This window comes from Amycolatopsis sp. MJM2582 (assembly GCF_000754115.1).
In the GTDB taxonomy this organism is placed as follows: Bacteria; Actinomycetota; Actinomycetes; order Mycobacteriales; family Pseudonocardiaceae; genus Amycolatopsis; species Amycolatopsis japonica.
Genome location: NZ_JPLW01000001.1, coordinates 801,152 through 818,339, shown reverse-complemented (window position 1 = coordinate 818,339; position 17,188 = coordinate 801,152). Strand labels below are relative to the sequence as shown.

The 17,188-nt window shown below is 68.9% G+C and carries 19 protein-coding genes; 7 read left to right on the top strand and 12 right to left on the bottom strand.

Annotated elements, in window-relative coordinates; all coding sequences use genetic code 11:
- Positions 1 to 146: 146 nt before the first annotated feature.
- Positions 147 to 668, top strand: coding sequence for a hypothetical protein (locus ED92_RS04040; RefSeq protein WP_037333117.1), 522 nt, complete (start codon positions 147 to 149; stop codon positions 666 to 668).
- Here the strand turns inward: ED92_RS04040 and ED92_RS04035 are convergent.
- Positions 665 to 2,014 (bottom strand): nucleobase:cation symporter-2 family protein, encoded by a 1,350-nt coding sequence (locus ED92_RS04035; RefSeq protein ID WP_037333115.1) that lies wholly within the window; start codon positions 2,012 to 2,014, stop codon positions 665 to 667. The genes ED92_RS04040 and ED92_RS04035 overlap by 4 nt on opposite strands.
- 95 nt (positions 2,015 to 2,109) lie before the next feature.
- Between ED92_RS04035 and ED92_RS04030 the strand changes: the two genes are divergently transcribed.
- Positions 2,110 to 3,324, top strand: a complete 1,215-nt coding sequence (locus tag ED92_RS04030; RefSeq protein WP_037333113.1) for an NAD(P)/FAD-dependent oxidoreductase — start codon at positions 2,110 to 2,112, stop codon at positions 3,322 to 3,324.
- A gap of 32 nt (positions 3,325 to 3,356) precedes the next feature.
- Entirely contained in the window at positions 3,357 to 4,079 is a 723-nt protein-coding gene (locus ED92_RS04025; protein ID WP_037333111.1) for a Clp protease N-terminal domain-containing protein, read from the top strand.
- 46 nt (positions 4,080 to 4,125) lie between these two features.
- On the opposite strand, the gene gndA is transcribed toward ED92_RS04025, so the two are convergent.
- Both gndA and ED92_RS04015 read right to left on the bottom strand, forming a co-directional pair.
- Complete coding sequence (gene gndA / locus ED92_RS04020) at positions 4,126 to 5,565, bottom strand: NADP-dependent phosphogluconate dehydrogenase (protein ID WP_037333109.1); 1,440 nt, start codon at positions 5,563 to 5,565, stop codon at positions 4,126 to 4,128.
- A gap of 353 nt (positions 5,566 to 5,918) precedes the next feature.
- Positions 5,919 to 6,827, bottom strand: a complete 909-nt coding sequence (locus tag ED92_RS04015) for an MBL fold metallo-hydrolase (protein WP_037333107.1) — start codon at positions 6,825 to 6,827, stop codon at positions 5,919 to 5,921.
- Positions 6,828 to 7,047: 220 nt separating this feature from the next.
- Between ED92_RS04015 and ED92_RS04010 the strand changes: the two genes are divergently transcribed.
- From ED92_RS04010 to ED92_RS04000, 3 genes are read left to right on the top strand one after another with little or no spacing between them, the layout of a single operon-like run.
- On the top strand, positions 7,048 to 7,905 hold the full coding sequence (locus ED92_RS04010; protein WP_037335949.1) for a helix-turn-helix transcriptional regulator: 858 nt from the start codon (positions 7,048 to 7,050) through the stop codon (positions 7,903 to 7,905).
- A 1-nt stretch (position 7,906) separates the two neighbouring features.
- Positions 7,907 to 8,731: an SAM-dependent methyltransferase gene (locus tag ED92_RS04005; protein ID WP_037333105.1), complete on the top strand. Its 825-nt coding sequence runs from the start codon at positions 7,907 to 7,909 to the stop codon at positions 8,729 to 8,731.
- A 4-nt stretch (positions 8,732 to 8,735) separates the two neighbouring features.
- The gene (locus tag ED92_RS04000; RefSeq protein WP_037333103.1) at positions 8,736 to 9,593 is read left to right on the top strand and encodes an SAM-dependent methyltransferase; all 858 of its coding nucleotides are present in this window, start codon (positions 8,736 to 8,738) and stop codon (positions 9,591 to 9,593) included.
- Between the two features lie 6 nt (positions 9,594 to 9,599).
- On the opposite strand, the gene ED92_RS03995 is transcribed toward ED92_RS04000, so the two are convergent.
- Both ED92_RS03995 and ED92_RS03990 read right to left on the bottom strand, forming a co-directional pair.
- A complete protein-coding gene (locus ED92_RS03995; protein ID WP_081975692.1) occupies positions 9,600 to 9,869 on the bottom strand; it encodes a hypothetical protein in 270 nt (89 codons plus the stop codon).
- A complete protein-coding gene (locus ED92_RS03990) occupies positions 9,866 to 10,138 on the bottom strand; it encodes a hypothetical protein (protein WP_037333101.1) in 273 nt (90 codons plus the stop codon). Before ED92_RS03990 ends, ED92_RS03995 begins: the two co-directional genes overlap by 4 nt.
- A 306-nt stretch (positions 10,139 to 10,444) precedes the next feature.
- Between ED92_RS03990 and ED92_RS03985 the strand changes: the two genes are divergently transcribed.
- Positions 10,445 to 10,699 (top strand): DUF397 domain-containing protein, encoded by a 255-nt coding sequence (locus ED92_RS03985; RefSeq protein WP_016330866.1) that lies wholly within the window; start codon positions 10,445 to 10,447, stop codon positions 10,697 to 10,699.
- 57 nt (positions 10,700 to 10,756) lie between these two features.
- Here the strand turns inward: ED92_RS03985 and ED92_RS03980 are convergent, their stop codons facing one another.
- From ED92_RS03980 to ED92_RS03950, 7 genes are all read right to left on the bottom strand, one after another.
- A complete protein-coding gene (locus ED92_RS03980; RefSeq protein WP_037333098.1) occupies positions 10,757 to 11,305 on the bottom strand; it encodes a hypothetical protein in 549 nt (182 codons plus the stop codon).
- Positions 11,298 to 12,428: a hypothetical protein gene (locus ED92_RS03975; RefSeq protein ID WP_037333096.1), complete on the bottom strand. Its 1,131-nt coding sequence runs from the start codon at positions 12,426 to 12,428 to the stop codon at positions 11,298 to 11,300. The genes ED92_RS03980 and ED92_RS03975 overlap by 8 nt, the downstream gene beginning before the upstream one ends.
- An 18-nt stretch (positions 12,429 to 12,446) precedes the next feature.
- On the bottom strand, positions 12,447 to 12,854 hold the full coding sequence (locus tag ED92_RS03970; RefSeq protein WP_081975691.1) for a FixH family protein: 408 nt from the start codon (positions 12,852 to 12,854) through the stop codon (positions 12,447 to 12,449).
- Complete coding sequence (locus ED92_RS03965; protein WP_052120245.1) at positions 12,851 to 14,299, bottom strand: hypothetical protein; 1,449 nt, start codon at positions 14,297 to 14,299, stop codon at positions 12,851 to 12,853. Before ED92_RS03965 ends, ED92_RS03970 begins: the two co-directional genes overlap by 4 nt.
- Before the next feature lie 99 nt (positions 14,300 to 14,398).
- Positions 14,399 to 15,250, bottom strand: a complete 852-nt coding sequence (locus ED92_RS03960) for an oxygenase MpaB family protein (protein ID WP_037333090.1) — start codon at positions 15,248 to 15,250, stop codon at positions 14,399 to 14,401.
- Complete coding sequence (locus ED92_RS03955) at positions 15,247 to 15,795, bottom strand: TetR/AcrR family transcriptional regulator (RefSeq protein WP_161791086.1); 549 nt, start codon at positions 15,793 to 15,795, stop codon at positions 15,247 to 15,249. The genes ED92_RS03960 and ED92_RS03955 overlap by 4 nt, the downstream gene beginning before the upstream one ends.
- A complete protein-coding gene (locus tag ED92_RS03950) occupies positions 15,792 to 17,174 on the bottom strand; it encodes an amidase (protein WP_037333086.1) in 1,383 nt (460 codons plus the stop codon). The genes ED92_RS03955 and ED92_RS03950 overlap by 4 nt, the downstream gene beginning before the upstream one ends.
- Positions 17,175 to 17,188 lie beyond the last annotated feature (14 nt).

Sequence of the window (17,188 nt, the reverse complement as noted above, 5' to 3'; positions counted from 1 at the left end):
GCGGGAGCAGATGAATACACGCTGTGTGACTGGCCTACGCTGGCGTGTTCCATCGGGTGAATAATTTTTGGTTAACTTCACCCATTCGGCGGTGAGTTGCGGTAAAACTACTCCTCGCTCGTTCCCGGTGCGAAAGGTTTCAGCTGGTGGATGACGACGATGTTTCGGTCGCCGACCTGCTTATTCGTGAGGGCTGGGACGACCACGAGGAGTCACGGGCAAAGTCACGCTGGAGAGTTATCGCGGTGGTGATCGCCGTGGTCGTCGCCTGCGGTGCGGCCGCCGTTCTCGTCGGGTTCGACGCGGATCCCGAACAGAATGCGGCACCGAACCCGATCAGCGTCATCGAGATGCCGAAGCGGCCTTCGGAAAACAGGGGGGCCGACGCGACTTCGGCCGTTCCGTCCACCGAGACGGTCGAAACCGGGGACGGCGGGACGTCGACGCGGCCCAGCAAGACGACGTCCAGCCGCCGTACGTCGAGTTCGGCCGCGCAGACGTCCGACTCGCCGGACCCGGCCACGCCGACTTCGTCGAACGAGCCCGCGGATCCGCCGCGGACCACCGGGTCCACGGTCGTTCCGCAGCCGCCCAACCCGACTCCGCCGCCGCCCTCGACGACGCCGACCGAAGAGTGCAATCTGTGGCCGAAGTGGCTCTTCTGTTAGGGCGCTTGCAGTAGGTCGGGATCTCGGCGTTTGCCGAGGTGGTTGAACAGCAGGTTGAGGGTGAACGCGACGATCGCGGCGACCGTGATCGGGCTGCCGCAGATGGTCTGCAACCACGGCGGGAAGTGCTGGAAGAAGATCGAATTCCCGAACTGGTTCGTGGCGAAAGCGGGCAGCAGGCCCACCCCGACCGACACCGCGACGATGAAGGTGTTGTGGTTGCCGGAGAACTCCACCTTCTTCAGGTTCTGCACGCCGACCGCGGCGACCATCGCGAACATGACCACCGCGACCGCGCCGATCACCGGCTCCGGCACGGCGGCGACGAAGGCGCCGACCTTCGGCACCAGGCCCATCAGCACGAGCAGGCCGCCCGCCATCGCGACCACCCACCGGCTGCGCACCCCGGTCATCTGCACGAGGCCGACGTTCTGCGCGAAAGCCGTGTCCGGGAACGAGTTCATCGCGCCGCCGAGGATGGCCGAGAGACCATCGGTGGCGAGACCGCGCGCGAGATCGGAGTCCGTCGCCGGCCGGCCGGTGATCTCCCCGACGGCGACCAGGTCCGCGGTGGATTCGGTGTAGGTCACCAGCATCACGACGCACATCGAGAGCACGGCCGCGATCGGGAAGGTCGGCGGGCCGAAATGGAACGGCGACGCCAGGCCGAACCAGTCGGCGTCGGCGATGCCCTTGAAGCTCACCAGTCCCATCGGGATCGCCGCGACCAGGCCGATCAACAGCGCCAGCAGCGGGCCGATCTGGCTCGCGAATCCGCGCAGTACCCGGGTGAACAGGACGATCACCGCGATCACGCCGAACGCCAGCGCGATGTTGGCGGGTTTCGCGTACTCCGGCGATCCGGTGTCGTGGCCGGCGATCAGGCCGACGCCCGGCCCGATGAGCGAGATGCCGATGACCATGAGCAGCGTGCCCGAAACCAGCGGCGGGAAGAACCGGATCATCTTCGCGAAGGGTTTGGCGATGAGCAGGCCGAACACCCCCGACGCGATCATCGCGCCGTAGACGGCCTGCATGCCGTACTGGGACGCGATCATGATCATCGGGTTGACCACGGTGAACGTCGCGCCCGCCACCACCGGCAGCCGGATGCCGAAGATCCGCCCGATCCCGACCGCCTGTATCAGCGTCGCGATACCCGCGACCAGCAGATCCGCGTTGACCAGCAACGCGATCGTCGCCGCGTCCAGTTTCAGCGCGCTGCCCACGACGAGCGGGACGGCCACGGAGCCCGCGTACATGATCGTCATGTGCTGGAGGCCGAGCAAGGTCAGCTTCGGCAGCGGCGGGCGGGCGTCCACCGGGTGGACCTCGGGACGGCTCATGGGCATGACCGTAGCGCGTCCGCCGTGGGCGGATCACGTGTCGAAAGGGCCAGAGCTGTGTTGAATGGAGGTCGGGCACAACGGAAGGAGCGCCGATGGAGACCGTCCTCGTCGTAGGGGCCGGGCAGAGCGGGTTCGGGGTGGCGACCTCGCTGCGGGACAAGGGGTTCGGCGGGCGGGTGGTGCTGATCGGTGACGAACCCGGGCTGCCGTACCAACGGCCTCCGTTGTCGAAGGGCTATCTCGCCGGGACCGCGGGCGACGCCCAGCTGCGTCTGCGGCCCGAAGACTTCTTCGCGGAGAAGAACATCGAGCTGATCCCGGGCCGCGTCGCGTCGGTGGATCGCGACGGGGCGAAGGTGGTGCTCGAAGACGGGAGCGCTCACGAGTACGACCATCTGGTGCTGGCGACAGGATCGGTCAACCGGGTCCTGCCGGCTCCCGGGTCCACTTTGGATGGTGTGTTCACCTTGCGCACCAAGGACGAGGCCGATGTGTTGCGGGCCGCGCTGGAAAGCGCGGAGAACGTGGTCGTGGTCGGGGGCGGGTTCATCGGGCTGGAGTTCGCCGCGCACGCCGGGCGGCCTGTGACGATCGTCGAGGCGCAGGACAGGCTGATGGCCCGCGTCGCGACTCCGGAGGTCTCGGCGTACTTCGCCGCTCTGCACGAAGAGGCCGGCCACACGATCCTGCTCGGCAAGGGGGTCGCCGCGCTGCGCGGCGAGGGCCGGGTGGCCGAGGTCGAATTGAGTGACGGCAGCCTGCTGCCCGCCGATCTGGTGCTGGTCGGGGTCGGGGTCGAGCCGCGGACACGGCTCGCCGAAGGGGCGGGCCTCGCCGTGGCCAACGGTGTCGTCGTCGACGAACACCTGCGCACGAGCGACCCGAAGATCTCGGCGGTCGGGGACTGCGCGAACTTCCCGTGTGTCCAGGCGGGGACGGCCACGCGGCTGGAGTCGGTGCAGAACGCCGTCGACCAGGCGCGGGCGGTGGCCGCCGTCATCGCCGGCGAACCCGCGCCCTACGACAGCCTGCCGTGGTTCTGGACCGACCAGCTCGGCGCGAAACTGCAGATCGCCGGGATCCTGACCGGGGCGGAGAAGACCGTCGTGACCGGGGATCGGGAGGGCGGGAAGTTCTCGGTGCTGTCGTTCCGTGACGGTGTGCTCGCCGGGGTCGAGTCGGTGAACCGGCCGCCGGACCACATCGCCGCGCGCCGCCTGTTCGCCGCGGATCCGGCGCCGCGATTCGAGACGCTGGAGGCCAACGGCTTCGACCTCAAGGCGACCTTCGCGTCAACCCGTGGTTGACGATTGGTGAGCGTCAACCTAGAGTTGACGGCATGACGAATCCAGTCCGGCTCGACGACCTCATCTCCCACATCAAGCAGCAGCATCCCGACGGCGACGTGCTCGGCCAGCTGTCCGACGCGGTCTTCCTCGGCGAGCACCTCGGCGAAGTGGCCGACCATCTGATCGGCCACTTCGTCGACCAGGCGCGGCGTTCCGGCGCGTCCTGGACCGAAATCGGCAAGAACATGGGCGTTTCCAAGCAAGCGGCGCAGAAGCGCTTCGTCGAGTCCAGCGGCTCGTCGCTGGAAGACCTGGTGAAGGTGTTCAGCCGCTACACCGACCGGGCGCGGCACGTCGTCGTCGCGTCGCGGGACGCCGCGGTGTCGGCGAAGAGCCCGCAGATCGAGCCCGTGCACCTGGTCCTCGGGCTGCTCTCCGAACCGGCCGCGCTCGCCGCCGGGGCGATCGTGGCACAGAAGGTGACTCTCGAAGCCGTCCGCGAGGCCGCGGAGGCGAAGCTGCCGGAACCCGCCGCCGAACCGGTGGAAGCGGCGAAGATGGCGTTCGGCGCGCAGGCCAAGAAAGCGCTGGAGCTGACCATGCGGGAGTCGCTGCGGCTCGGGCACAACTACATCGGCACCGAGCACATCCTGCTGGCGTTGTTCGAACTCGGCGACGATTTGCTGACGGGGCTCGGCCTCACGAAGGAGAACACCGAAGCGGTGATCGTGCGGGCGCTGGCGGAGATCGTCGCTGCACGCGGGGAGGGGTGAAAGCGTCCTTCACCGCGTCAGACGCGGTGAAGGACGCTTTCGTTTGTCAGGCGGGGGATTCCGGGCGACCGTCGGCGGCCCAGGCGGTGTGGAACGAACCTTCGCGGTCGACGCGGCGGTACGTGTGGGCGCCGAAGTAGTCCCGCTGGCCCTGCACCAGCGCGGCGGGGAGCCGCTCCGCGCGCAGACCGTCGTAGTAGGCCAGCGCGGTCGAGAAGCCCGGGGTCGGGATGCCCAGCCGCACCGCGGTCGAGATCACCGAACGCCAGGAGTCCTGGGCGTCCTCGACGGCCTTGCGGAAGCCGCCCGAAGTCAGCAGCGTCGGCAGCGCGGGCTCTTCGGCGTACGCGGCCGTGATGTCGTTCAGGAACTTCGCGCGGATGATGCAGCCGCCGCGCCAGATGGACGCGACCTTGCCGAGATCGATGTCCCAGCCGTATTCGGCGCCACCCGCCTGGATCTGGTTGAAGCCTTGGGCGTACGCCACCACCTTCGACGCGTACAACGCCTGCTCGACGTCGTCCGCGAAAGTGTCCAAAGCGGACCCCGTCAGCGGGGCGCGCGAGGGACCGCCGAGACCGCGCGAGGCCTCACGCAGGTTCGACGAACCGGACAGTGAGCGGGCGAAGACGGCTTCGGCGATGCCGCTGATCGGCACGCCGAGGTCCAGTCCGATTTGGACGGTCCAGCGGCCGGTGCCCTTCTGCTCGGCCTGGTCCGCCACGATGTCGACGAACGGCTTGCCGGACGCGGCGTCGGTGTGGGCCAGCACCTGCGAGGTGATCTCGATCAGGTACGAATCGAGCCGCCCCGAGTTCCAGGTGCGGAAGACCTCGGCGATCTCGGCGGGGGAGTAGCCGCCCGCGCCGCGCAGGAGGTCGAACGATTCGGCGATCAGCTGCATGTCGGCGTACTCGATGCCGTTGTGCACCATCTTCACGAAATGCCCGGCGCCGTCCGCGCCCACGTGCGTGCAGCAGGGCTCGCCGTCGACCTTCGCCGAGATGTCCTCGAACAGCGGCCCGAGCGACTCGTACGACTCCTTGGACCCGCCCGGCATGATGCTCGGCCCGTGCAGCGCGCCCTCCTCGCCGCCGGACACACCGGTGCCGACGAAGTGGATGCCCTTCTCACGCAGCGCGGCCTCGCGGCGCCGGGTGTCCGCGAAATGCGCGTTGCCCGCGTCGACGATCACATCGCCCTTCTCGAGGAGCGGGACGAATTCGTCGATCACGGCGTCCGTCGGCGCGCCGGCCTTGACCATGATCACGACCTGGCGCGGACGCTCCAGCGCGTCGACGAAGTCCTGCGCCGAATACGCCGGGATGAAGTCGCCCTCGTCGCCGAACTGCTCGACCAGTTCCTTCGTCCGCTGCTCGGAGCGGTTGTGCAGGGCCACCGTGTGCCCGTGCCTCGCGAGGTTCCTGGCCAGGTTGCGGCCCATGACCGCCAGGCCGGTGACCCCGATGCTCGCCTTCTTGCTCATCCGCACCCTTCCGCTTCGATTCCCGTGCCGAGCCTATCCCCGATGAGGGATACGGCGCCGGGGCGAGAAGGGATCAACCGGGAGTTGTCCACAACCGGGCCCACCTGTGGACAACTCGGCTCGCGCGGTCCGACGCGGCGCTTGCGGCGGTACGCTGGGATCGGGGTCGCCCCCCAGGGACGGGTGGGGGCTGCTTGTGGGGCACTGGGCGGGATTTCGGTGTCTTGAAGGGAGCCTTTGGGACGTTGGATGTCTCGAAGGTGGCCTTCGGGACGTGCGGGGACGCGGGTAGCGGCCGGGCGGGTTGCGAAAGTGGCTTTCGCAACACCCGCCGCAGGAGAGAGCTGGGCTAGTCAGGAGAAGCACCGGATGGGCGCACCGTTGAAGGTGACCATGTCCGCCAGCGCCGCCCCCAGATCGATCGCCCCGCCCCACGCCAAGCCGTCCAGTTCGGCATAAGCCCGGTGCAGGTTCGCCGGAAGCCGTTCCTGTTCGGACAGTGTCTCGTAAGGCCCCAGATCCGCTTCGCGAGCGGCCTGCAGGGGCGTCAGCCCGGCGGCCTTCCCGTGCGACGCGAGTTTCTGCAGGAAAGCCAGGTATCCGTCGACGACGTCGATCGTCTCGGGGCCGCACACCGGGCCGTGGCCCGGCACGATCGTCTCCGGCTCCAGCGAGCGGACCAGCTCCAGCGCCTTCCGCCACCCGGCGGGTGAGCCCATCAGCGCGAACGGGCTGCCGCCGTTGAAGATCAGGTCGCCGGCGAACAGCACCCGCCGCTCCGGCAGCCAGACGAGTACGTCGTTGGTGGTGTGCGCGGCGTGCCCGGGGTGGATCAGCTCCAGCCGGACGTCGCCGGCGTGAACGGTCAGCCGGTCGTCGAACAGCACCTCGGGCGGCCGCAGCTCCAGATGGCCCCAGTCGTTCCCGGTGAACGAGTTCTCGTACGTGTTGATCCCGGTCGCGACCATCACCTCGCGCGTCTTCCGGTGCCCGACGATCGTCGCGCCGGCCGCCAGGTAGTTGCCGTTCGTGTGGTCGCCGTGATGATGCGTGTTGACCACAGTGGTCACCGGCGCCCCGGCGGTCGACTCCGCCGTCGCCAGCAGCGCCCTGGTGCGCCGTTCGGTCGAACAGGTGTCGATCACCACCGTGTGATCGCCCGCGGCGACGAAGCCGCAGTTGTTGATCCACCACGAGCCGTCGGGCTGGACGTACCCGAACACACCATCGGTGACCTGCCTGGCGAAGGGGGATTGGTCCACTCGGTCACTATGCCCGACCACCGTGCCCGAAATGTGACGAGATCGCTCCGCCACCAGGGTGACGTACCAGGTGACTGGTGTTTTCGGCCGTTTCCTGGAACGCTGCGCAATGTCATCATCGAACCCCGCAAGGTGAAGTACCCTGGGTGGGTTCGAGTATTCGCGCGCAGGACGGCGGGCAGCCGCGGTCCTGGTCTATGTGGTCCGGGAGAGCAAGGCGATGGCCAGCACCGTCACCTCGCGCCGGAAGCAGCTCGGGAACGAGCTCCGGCATGCCCGCAACGCCGCGCGGATGACACAGCAGCAGGTCGCCGAAGTGCTCGGCTGCACCCAGGGCAAGGTCAACAAGATCGAGTCCGGTGCCGTCGGGGTCAAACTCGGGGATGTGCGATCGATGCTGAACGCGTTCGGGATCAACGGCGACGAGGCCGACACGTTGATGAACCTGGCCCGCGCCGCGGCCGGGCAGCGCGGCCACTGGTCCGGCTACCGATCCGTGGTTCCGCACTGGTTCCGCACCTTCACCGACCTCGAACCCGCGGCCGCGGAGATCCTCACCTGGCACGGCGAGCGCATCCCCGGCCCGCTGCAGTCCGAGCACTACATGCTCAAGCAGTTCACCGAAGCCGGCGCCACCGACGTCACATCGCTGGTCCGCAACCGCTTGGACCGCAAGGCCGTCTTCGAGCAGCAACAACCGCCGTACTACCGGTTCATCATCAGCGAGGGCGCCTTGCGCCGCGCTCCCGGCGGCTCCGCCCCGGCGGTGATGCTGGACCAGGTCGAACATCTGTTGGCATTGGACAAGCATCCGCGCGTGTACGTGCACGTGCTGCCGTTCGGCGCGCGGCTCGCCGCCGTGCCCAACGACTTCACCATCATGCGTTTCCCGGACCGCACCAGGGATTTCGTCTACATCGAACATTCGGCGGGCGGGTTGTACCTCGACGACGTCAAGGACTTCAACATCTTCGTGGACTCTTGGGACAGATTGCGCGGCGCCGCGCTGGAGCGCCAGGAGACCCGGCAGTTCCTCAAGGAACTCGCCGAGCTGTACAGAACACAGATGCAAGCCTGAGATGGACCCTCGGTTCCTCCCCGAAGGCGTCGATCTCGAGCGGCCCAACGCCGCCCGGATCTACGACTGGGCGCTCGGCGGGACCGCGAACTGGGCGGTGGACCGGGAATTCGGCGAACAGCTGGTCAAGACCTTCCCGCTCATCCGCGCCCTCGCCAGGGCCAACCGCGCCTTCCTCGGCCGCGCGGTGCGGCATTGCGCCGAACACGGCGTGAACCAGTTCCTCGATCTCGGTTCCGGCGTGCCGACGGTCGGCAACGTCCACGAGATCGCCGGTGAGGCCGACGGCGACAGCCGGTGCGTGTACGTCGACAACGAGCCGGTCGCCGTAGCGCACGCCCGCATCCTGCTGGAGAAGAACGGCGACCCCGCCAGGCACGCGGTGATCGGCGGAGATCTGCGCGAGGCGGACGAAGTCTGGGAACACGCCTTCGACACCGGCGTGCTCGACCCGGCGAAACCGGTCGCCCTGCTCACCGTCGCGGTCCTGCATTTCGTGCCGGGCCCCGCGCTCGGCGACGTCATCGCGCGCTACCGGAGGCTCCTGCCCGCCGGTTCCTTCTACGTCCTTTCCCACGTCACGATGTCCGGCGTGGAGGGTGACGAGCTGGCCCAGATCCAGCGCGTCGTGAAGCAGTACGAACAGTCGAGCACGCCCGCGTCCTTCCGCGACAAGGAAGAGATCCTCGGTTTCTTCGGGGATTTCGACCTCGTGGCACCGGGTCTGGTCCCGGTCGGCGCATGGCGGCTGGACGACCCCCGCTCGCCTGCGCTTAACTGCGCCATCGGCGGGGTCGCCCGCAAACCGGTTCCTGACGAGGTGTGACGGAATGACGACGCAGCACGACCCCATCGACCCGGTGGCTCCCGAGGGGGTCGATCTCGAACGCCCCAACGTGGCCAGGGTGTACGACTGGTTCCTCGGCGGTTCGGCCAACTGGGCCGTCGACCGCGAGTTCGGCTCGCAGGTGCTCAAGCAGTTCCCCGAGGTCAAGACGTTCGCCCGCGTCGGCCGCGACTTCCTCGGCCGCGGCGTGGGATACCTGGCCCGCCAAGGGATCACGCAGTTCCTCGACATCGGTTCCGGCGTGCCCACCGTCGGCAACGTCCACCAGATCGCGAGCGCGATCAACCCGGACAGCCGGGTCGTCTACGTCGACATCGAACCGGTCGCCGTCGCGCATTCCCAGCTGCTGCTGGAACGTGAAGGCCTGCTCGGCAGGCACGCGGTGCTGCAGGGCGACGTCCGGGATCCCTCCGACATCTGGAAACGCGCCCTCGAGACCGGGGTGATCGATCCGCGCCAGCCGATCGGGCTGGTCCTGGTCGGCTTGCTGTACTTCCTCGGCCCGGAGGAGCCCGTCCACGAGATGGTCCAGCGCTATCTCGATTTCCTGCCGTCGGGGTCGTACTTCCTGTCCTCGCATCTGACCGAGGACGGCGTCACGCGCAAGGAAGGCGACAACCGGGAGAACGTCCAGGAGCTGTACAAGAAGACCAGCGCGCCGTTCCACCTGCGGTCCCGCGCGGAGTTCACCGCGTTCTTCGACGGGCTGGAGCTGGTCGAGCCGGGTATCGACTGGATGGCCACCTGGCATCTCGACGAGGCGGATTCCCGTGCCAGCGACCGGTTCGCGGACGACCCGACGGTCACCGGAGGACTCGGCGGCTTGGGCCGCAAGCCCTGATTCTCGTCAGGCCCGGCCGGTCAGATGCCCGATCAGGGGCGTCAGTTCGAACTGACCTTCGAGCGGCCGGCCGGTCCTGATCAGGTCCCGGTGCGCGCCCGGCGAATCGACTTCGGAATTCCACGGCGGCTGCTTGCGCAGCGGCGCCTGGATGAGGCTGAACCCGAACCGCCGGCGCAGTTCCAGTCCGATGGTGTGGTGGTGCTTCGCCGAGGCCAGGCGTTCGTCCTCACGGCGGAACAGCAGCGTGGTGAGGCGGACGGCCACGGCGGTCACACCCCCCGGCTCGGACGCGGCAGTCGCGTCTGGTCGGCCGAACCGGCGAGACCGAGGCAACGCTCACAGGGCATCCCCGAACCGACGGGGACCCATTCCAGGTGGTCGTAAGGCATCGCCGCGCCACAGCGGGCGTGCAGGAACTCGGGGTGCGATCCCCCGGAGTGCAAGTCGAAAAGATGCGCGGAGCGGCGGCTTTCGCCCGCCGTCCCGGCCATGAGCCTGCCGACGGCGAGTACCGTCGCCGGCATGGTGTCCTGAATGATCACGCTGATCCTCCCCCACGAGGTCGGCGGTGGGTGGTCATGCGCCGCGGGACCGGTGTCCCCGCTGGTCACCTGCCGTCGATGGCCTGCCGGAACGGTGAAACGCACTGCGAGCGATTCACCAACAACCGAGCCCCGGCCGCTGCGATTAATCCTACTCCTGGAATAATCTTCATGTCGAGGGTGGGCGGAGTTGATCACCCACTTGGCCGTGCGGGATAGTCCCGTTGAGGCAGGGAGAAGCCGGGACCGTGACGGTTCGCGCAGGTCGCGACCCGCACCCCCGACCGACGTTCGGAGGTACGACCAATGGCCGATTATCCATCGGCGGCGGATTACGATCCGACCACGGCCGTGTCGCTGTTCGACGACTCCGCGTGGGAGAAGTCCTTCGCGAGCGAGCCCAACGGGGGGAACTGCGTCGAGGTCAACCTCGCCCGCGAAGGCCTGGTGGGGGTCCGTGACACCAAATTGGCCAATAGTCCCGTCTTCGTCTTCGATTCCGGTGAGTGGAACGCCTTTCTCAAGGCGGTCAAGGCCGGACAGTTCGATTTGAGCCCATGACGAAAGGCTCGCGCGTCCACCGGGACACGCGAGCCATCCGATCTTCGTCACTTCGAGTCACACCGTCGCGGGAAGTCCGTTCCCGCGCAGCCGGGATTTCGTGCGCCGCCAGGCGACGGCGATCAGGACGGCGAGGACGATCAGCGGGATCAGGCTGATCGACCAGCTCACCGCCATCGGCGGCCCCGGCTGTTCGAGCACCGCCAGATCACGGAGTTCTCCCGCGCCCTTGCCCGCGGGCCCGTCGATCTCGAACCGGAACGTCCACGAGCCCTGTGTCTGCAGGGCCCGGATGTCCAGTCCCCACACCTCCAGTTTCCGCGGATGTTTCGCCAGCGGCTGGGGACGGCCCAGCCGCCCGGTCTCCGGATTGAGGAACGCGAGCGTCCCCGACTTCCCGGCGATCCCGTCGTCCGGGATGAACGTGAAGTCCAGTGATTGCATGGCGCGCAACGGCCACGTGCTGAAGCCGACGGTCATCCCGTACGGTCCGACCTGGACCCGTTCGGTGTGGACGATGTTCACCGGTTCGTAGGCGTTCGCCGCGGGCGTGGTCGCGAACAGCAACCCGATCGCCGCCGCCAAAGCCAGCAATGTCTTACGCATGCGCGTTCTCCCCCTTCGCCGGGGCCAGCAGCCTCAGCATCCCGCCGAACCGCCACCCGGCGAAGCCGCCGAGCAGCCCGACCACCGCGCCGGCGGCACCGGTGGCGAACACGACCGCCCACGGCATCCGGTCGGAGCCGTAGACGATCGCGTTCTGGATCGGCATGCTCGCGCCGACGAGCAGTCCGCCGATCACGCCTGCCAGCACCGAAACCCGGCCCGCCGTCCAGCGGCGTGAGAGCAGGTACACCGCTTCGAGTACGGCCGCGATCGGCAGCAGCGCCATCGGCATCATCGAAGGCATCGCGGGAACGCCGTCGATGTAGTCGCGCATCGGCAGGCCGACCGCGCTCGCGTACGCCTCGGCGGCCCACGGCGAGAACCACCAGGTGATCGCCTGGATGACCGCCAGCGCCGCGGCGACCCGGACCGCGCCGCCCGGCCGTCCCCAGAACCCGGCGCCTGCCGAGACCAGCAGCACCGAAAGCAGCGCGATGCCGACGGAGACGACGTCGAGCCCGTCGACGTCGATCTGCTGCAGCCCCAGCACGGTCACCGTGCTGAACGCGATCAGCACACCGAGGCTGCCGACCACACCGACGGTCCCCCAGCGGTGTTCCCGCGCGGCCGCGAACACCATGACCGTGCCGATGATGCTCAGCGTGATCGACAGCAGCAGCCCGATATGCGGCGGCGAGTCGATCACCGCGTCGAAGCCGTACAGGCCGTGCCACCACTGATCCCACAGGCCGTACAACAGGAACATCGCCGCGCCCGTCCCGGTCACCAGGTAGCCGGCCGGTGCGGCGAAGATCTTGCCGAAGACGTTGATCGCGCGGCCGCCGACCCGCGCGTCGACCGGACGTCCCGCCCGGCGCGCGGCCGTGGTCATCAGCACGACCACGAGGCTCGCGAGCCCGGAGATCGCGCTGCCCGAATACAGGAACAGATGCGGCATCGTGAAGAACGTGTCCGGGCCGACGTCGCCGTGCCACTGGATGTCCCAGGTCAGCCCGACCAGTGAGATCACCGACCCGGCCAGCACCGTGGCCGCCGGTACGAGACCGGTGCGTTCACTGCGCGCCACCGGGACGGCCCTCGCCCCTCCCGCGGTGAGATCCATACCCCCGACCTCCCTCTCTTACTTGACCAGCAAAGGAAAAACGTGCTGCGTGGCACCGGACGGCCCGCGCAGTGAAACGGTGATCTCCCATTGCCCCGACATCGGCAGCAGGACGTCGCCGGTGCGGAACCGGCCCGGCCCTTCCGCGATCGCGGGCGACGGCGCGAGCGCGTGCCCCATCTGGGGCATCACGGGTTCGAGCGTGACGACGTCCGGCGTGGCACCGGAGACGGTCAACGCGAAGACATTGCCGCCCTGGTGCGGATCTTCGACCGACATCTGCACCGTGTACGGGCCCTGCGTCGAACGCTGCACCTGCGCCCCGCCGCTGCTCGGCCAAACCAGCCAGGCCACGATCGCCACCGCGAGCACGGCGACCACGGAGATCAGCAGCACCGGTTTTCGTCTGTCCACTGTGGAACTCACTGAGGTGCTCCTTCCGTCGGGACGTCGATCTCCACGGGCACGGTCAGCACCGTGTAGTCGCGTTCGGCCTGCAGCCAGACGCGGTACTTGCCGGGCGCGGCGAAGGTGTAGGTGAACGGGACGTCGGGGCCGTACGCGGCGACCGTTTCATCGGGTTTACCCGGCATCCCCGGCGACTGCGGGATCATCGAGTGCACGTGGGCCCAGGTCGGCGCGGCAGCGGCATCCGCGCCGACCCGGTGGTCGCCGGTGATCGGGCCGACGACGATGAGGTGGCCGAGCATGCCCAGCCAGGGTTGGAGATCGGCCTTCCCGAACCGCGCGGTGATCGTGGTCGGCGTTCCCGGCCGGATCTCGACGTCGACCGGATTCCCTTGTACCACTCGTTTTCCGGCTCCGGTGGGCACGGGTTCGGCGGGGGAGTCCGCTCCGGCCGCGACACCCAGTGTGGTGCGGAGGAGTTGCACGCCGCCGCCTCGCCGGGCGAGTTCCGCGGCGACGGCGTAGGTCCCGGCCTCGGGCGGGGTGAACTTCACCCGGTAGTCGCCGGGTCCGACGCGCACCGGATGCAGATGCCAGAGCCTGCCCGTCGGCGAGATGACGACGAGATGGATCAAAGCGTTGTCGTGCACCAGAAGGTCGTCGACGGGGCGGCCGGTCGAGCCGTCGGCGAGGGCGAGGCGCACCTCGGCGAGCGCGCCGGCTCGCGCGTTCGGTGACCGCACGGCCAGATTCACCGGCGGCCGCGAGAAGTTCACTGTGGACATCTGGGCGTTCGCGTACGGGTCTTGGATGTTGTCGATCGTCGGATCCAGGGCCGTACCGGGTGCGGGCGGCGGCGGAGTGGACGCCGACAGCATCGCGCCGGTGATCGCGACCGCGAGCGCGGCGACCATCCCGCCGGCGGGGATCAGCGCGAGTTGTGGCCGCCGGACGCGCAGCGCGACGACGAGACCGAGCACGAGGAACACGCCCGCGGCGACGAAGCCGCCGAAGGTGGCCTTCTCCCACGGAGGGATGACCCTGGCCGGGACGATGAACGGGATCGACGCGGTGTCCGTCCCGTCGTCCAGGCCGAGCTCCCACGGGCCCGGCTGATCGACCCGCAGCTGTGCCGCATGGGCGCCGGGTTTCCCGTCCAGCCGCACCGTGGTTTCGGAAAACGTGGTCCCGGCGGTGGACGCGCGCAGTTTCAGCGTTCCCGGCGCGCTTCCGGTGTGCGTCACGACGTCGACGTGCAGCGGCCCGGGCGCGATGTCCATCCGCCGCAGGATGACCGTGAGATCCCGGGTGCCGAGCGTCTGCGCGACCTGGACGTCCGCGCCGCTCGACACGCCGTCCGCCCGCGCGGTGCCGGACAGCAGAACGGATGCCAGCGCGCAGAGCACGAGTGCGCGGGCGATGACCATCGGCGCCGTGTGCCGCCCCCTCGGTGAATTCCCCATCCCGGCTGAACTTAACGACGACGGCCCTGGAAAGCGTCACAGCGCCGGGTGAATCGGGGTCCCCCGTACAGGGGACTTCGCCCCTTACTCCGGTGGGGGTCAGCCCCCGAGGAAACGATATGCGCGTGGATGCGCCCGGAACCAGACGTTGAGCCTCCCGATCCGTCGCACGAGCGAAGACCGCAACGTCACCGGCACCAGGCCGCCGAAGAACCGTACCGCGCGACGGAATCGGTCGAATCGGCGCTGGTCACGGTCAGTCCACTGTAGACCCAGGCGGTCTCGCAGTGCGGGTGGCAGCGTGGCGCGGATGACGAACATCTGTCCCCGATGCTGCCACCGTTGAAGCCGGACCCACCGTTTGTCGGGCAGCCATCGCCACGGTTTCTTCACCGTCCGGATCGTTTCGAACAATGTCGAAATCGTTTCGTTCGGGCCGAAACCGTCGATCATGTCCGCGTAATACCGCTCGAATTCGGGCCACGTCGGCGGCAGGTCTTGTTCGCGCAGGCCGAGGAGCCGCCCGACGTCGCACATCTGCGCGTAGTATTCGTCTACTTCGGACGGAGTCATCGGCGTGCCGTAGAACCTTTGTGTGTCAACGGGAACCATGACGAGCGTGGCGTGCACCCAGGCGTACGCGTGCGGGTTCAGCGCGCTGTAGCGGCGGCCGTCGTCGACGCCGGTGAACGACCGGTGCAGCGCGCGCAGCCGGTCCGCCTCGTAGCGCGCGCCCTCCGGGCCACCGTAGATGTAGATGGACAGCGACGCGGCCGTGCGCATCAGCCGGGTCCACGGATCCTCGACGTAGTCGGAATGATCCCGCACCCCGGCCGCGACCACCGGATGCGCGACCTGCAACACCAGCACCTGACCGGCCAGCAGCCCGGCCCGGAAGTCGCCGAAGTACTTCCACGCCGCCGTCCCCTTGACGATCGGCGGACCGGTCATGACGCGCCGCGGACGAGCATCATCAGCGACTGCGCCACTCCGACGCCGTCGTCTCCCGTGGCCAGCCTGCGCAGCTGCAGGCCGGCGATCAGCGCGACGACCGGACCGGTCAGCCGTTCCGGCGACGGCACGCCGAGCGTTTTCAGGATCACCAGCGCGAGTTCGTCGTACGCGGCGAAGCAGCGGGCGGCCGCGTCCTGGAGCCCGGGGTCGCGGGCGGCCTGCAGGTACAGCTCGTGCGCGCCGAGTTCGTCGGTGCCGAACGGCAGCTGCGCGATGACCTGCTCGACCACCGACGCGGCCTGCTCGACACTCAACCCCTGCTCGCGGTACGTGTCGACGAACCCGGTCAGCTTCGTGGTCTCTTCTTCGACGAACAGCAGCATCGCCTCGCGCAGCAAGGCGGTCTGACTGGGGAAGTGGTAGGTCAGCGTGCCGAGCGAGACACCGGCCGCGGTCGCGATCCGGCGGTTGGTCAGCCCGCCGACACCCTGCTCCCCGACCACCTTGAGGGCGGCGTGGAGGATGGCCTCGCGGGTGTTCACCAAGCGGTCTCGGGTTTGCGGTCCTGCCACCGTTCGACCTCTTCCAGTTGCGCGGCCAGCGAGATGAGCCGTTCCTCGGCGTGCGAGGGGCCGAGCAGCTGACCGCCGAGCGGCAGGCCTTCCGGGCTCAGCCCGGCGGGGACGTTGACCCCCGGCCAGCCCAGCACGTTCCACGGCCAAGCGTAGGGGCACGCGGCGATCATGGCCTGGTCGGTCTGCCAGCCGGACAGCCGGTCGAAGCTGCCGATCCGCGGAGGCGGGGTGGCGGTGGTGGGCGTGAGCACGACGTCCACCCGCCCGAACACCGAGCCGATCTGCCGTTGCAGCAACGGTTCCGTGGCGCGGGCGAGCCGCAGCGCCGGACCGGCCAGTGCCGAACCCTGCCGTGCGTTGGCGCGCGTGCGCGGGTCGAGCCGCGCCTGGTCCGGGACGCGACGGGACCAGTCACGCACGCCGACGAGCGAACGTGGCAGGAAGGTGAGGCCGATCAGCCGGTAGTCGGGTTCGATCTCGACGATCTCGTGACCGAGTTCGGCGAACCGCTCCGCGAGCCGGACGACGGCCGCGTGCGCCTGCGGATCGAGTTTGGTCTTCGTCGCGGTGAACGGGATCCGCGTGGACAGCCCGATCCGCATCCGGCCCGGTTCGCGGCGGGCGGCCGCCTGGAACGCGGTGCCGGTGCCGGCGGCGACGTCCAGCAGGAGGGCCGCGTCGGCGACGGTGCGCGCGAGCGGGCCGACCACGGTCAGGCCGTGGAAGAGTTCGCGTTCGGTCGGGACGCGGCCGCGCTGCGGTTTGATGCCGACCAGATCGGTCCACGCGGCCGGGATCCGGATCGACCCCGCCCCGTCGGAACCCAGCGCGGCGGCGATCACCCCCGACGCGATGGCCGCCGCCGCGCCGCCCGAGGAACCGCCCGGCGTGCGCTCGGTGTCCCACGGATTGCGGGTCGCGCCGAACGCGGGGCCTTCGGTGAACGGCCATTGGCCGAGTTCCGGGGTGTTGGTCTTGCCGATGAGCACCGCGCCCGCCTCGCGGAGCGCGGCGACGGGCGGGGAATCCGTTGTCGCGACGGAGAAATCGCCCTCGCAACCGAACGCCGTCGGCAGTCCCGTGACGTCGAGGTCGTCCTTGATCGCGGTCGGGACGCCGAGCAGGGGAGCGGATTCACCGGCAGCGAGCCGTCGATCGGCTTCCTCGGCCTCGCGAAGGGCTTCCTCGGCGCGAAGGCATTTGAAGGCGTTGAGAACGGGCTGGCTGGCTTCGGCCTTTTCGAGCGCTTGCCGGGTGAGTTCGACGGACGTGACGGCGCCGCTGGCGAGCATCGACGCCTGTTCGGCGAGGCCGGTGAACGCGAGGTCGGCCTTCGAGGTGGTCATGGGTTCCCCCTGCA

Excerpts from the sequence above, each read along its gene's own strand:
- ED92_RS04035 (WP_037333115.1), bottom strand. The coding sequence starts at position 2,014 with ATGAGCCGTCCCGAGGTCCACCCGGTGGACGCCCGCCCGCCGCTGCCG.
- ED92_RS04030 (WP_037333113.1), top strand. The coding sequence starts at position 2,110 with ATGGAGACCGTCCTCGTCGTAGGGGCCGGGCAGAGCGGGTTCGGGGTG.
- ED92_RS04025 (WP_037333111.1), top strand. The coding sequence starts at position 3,357 with ATGACGAATCCAGTCCGGCTCGACGACCTCATCTCCCACATCAAGCAG.
- gndA (WP_037333109.1), bottom strand. The coding sequence starts at position 5,565 with ATGAGCAAGAAGGCGAGCATCGGGGTCACCGGCCTGGCGGTCATGGGC.
- ED92_RS04010 (WP_037335949.1), top strand. The coding sequence starts at position 7,048 with ATGGCCAGCACCGTCACCTCGCGCCGGAAGCAGCTCGGGAACGAGCTC.
- ED92_RS04005 (WP_037333105.1), top strand. The coding sequence starts at position 7,907 with ATGGACCCTCGGTTCCTCCCCGAAGGCGTCGATCTCGAGCGGCCCAAC.
- ED92_RS04000 (WP_037333103.1), top strand. The coding sequence starts at position 8,736 with ATGACGACGCAGCACGACCCCATCGACCCGGTGGCTCCCGAGGGGGTC.
- ED92_RS03985 (WP_016330866.1), top strand. The coding sequence starts at position 10,445 with ATGGCCGATTATCCATCGGCGGCGGATTACGATCCGACCACGGCCGTG.
- ED92_RS03980 (WP_037333098.1), bottom strand. The coding sequence starts at position 11,305 with ATGCGTAAGACATTGCTGGCTTTGGCGGCGGCGATCGGGTTGCTGTTC.
- ED92_RS03975 (WP_037333096.1), bottom strand. The coding sequence starts at position 12,428 with ATGGATCTCACCGCGGGAGGGGCGAGGGCCGTCCCGGTGGCGCGCAGT.
- ED92_RS03965 (WP_052120245.1), bottom strand. The coding sequence starts at position 14,299 with ATGGGGAATTCACCGAGGGGGCGGCACACGGCGCCGATGGTCATCGCC.
- ED92_RS03960 (WP_037333090.1), bottom strand. The coding sequence starts at position 15,250 with ATGACCGGTCCGCCGATCGTCAAGGGGACGGCGGCGTGGAAGTACTTC.
- ED92_RS03950 (WP_037333086.1), bottom strand. The coding sequence starts at position 17,174 with ATGACCACCTCGAAGGCCGACCTCGCGTTCACCGGCCTCGCCGAACAG.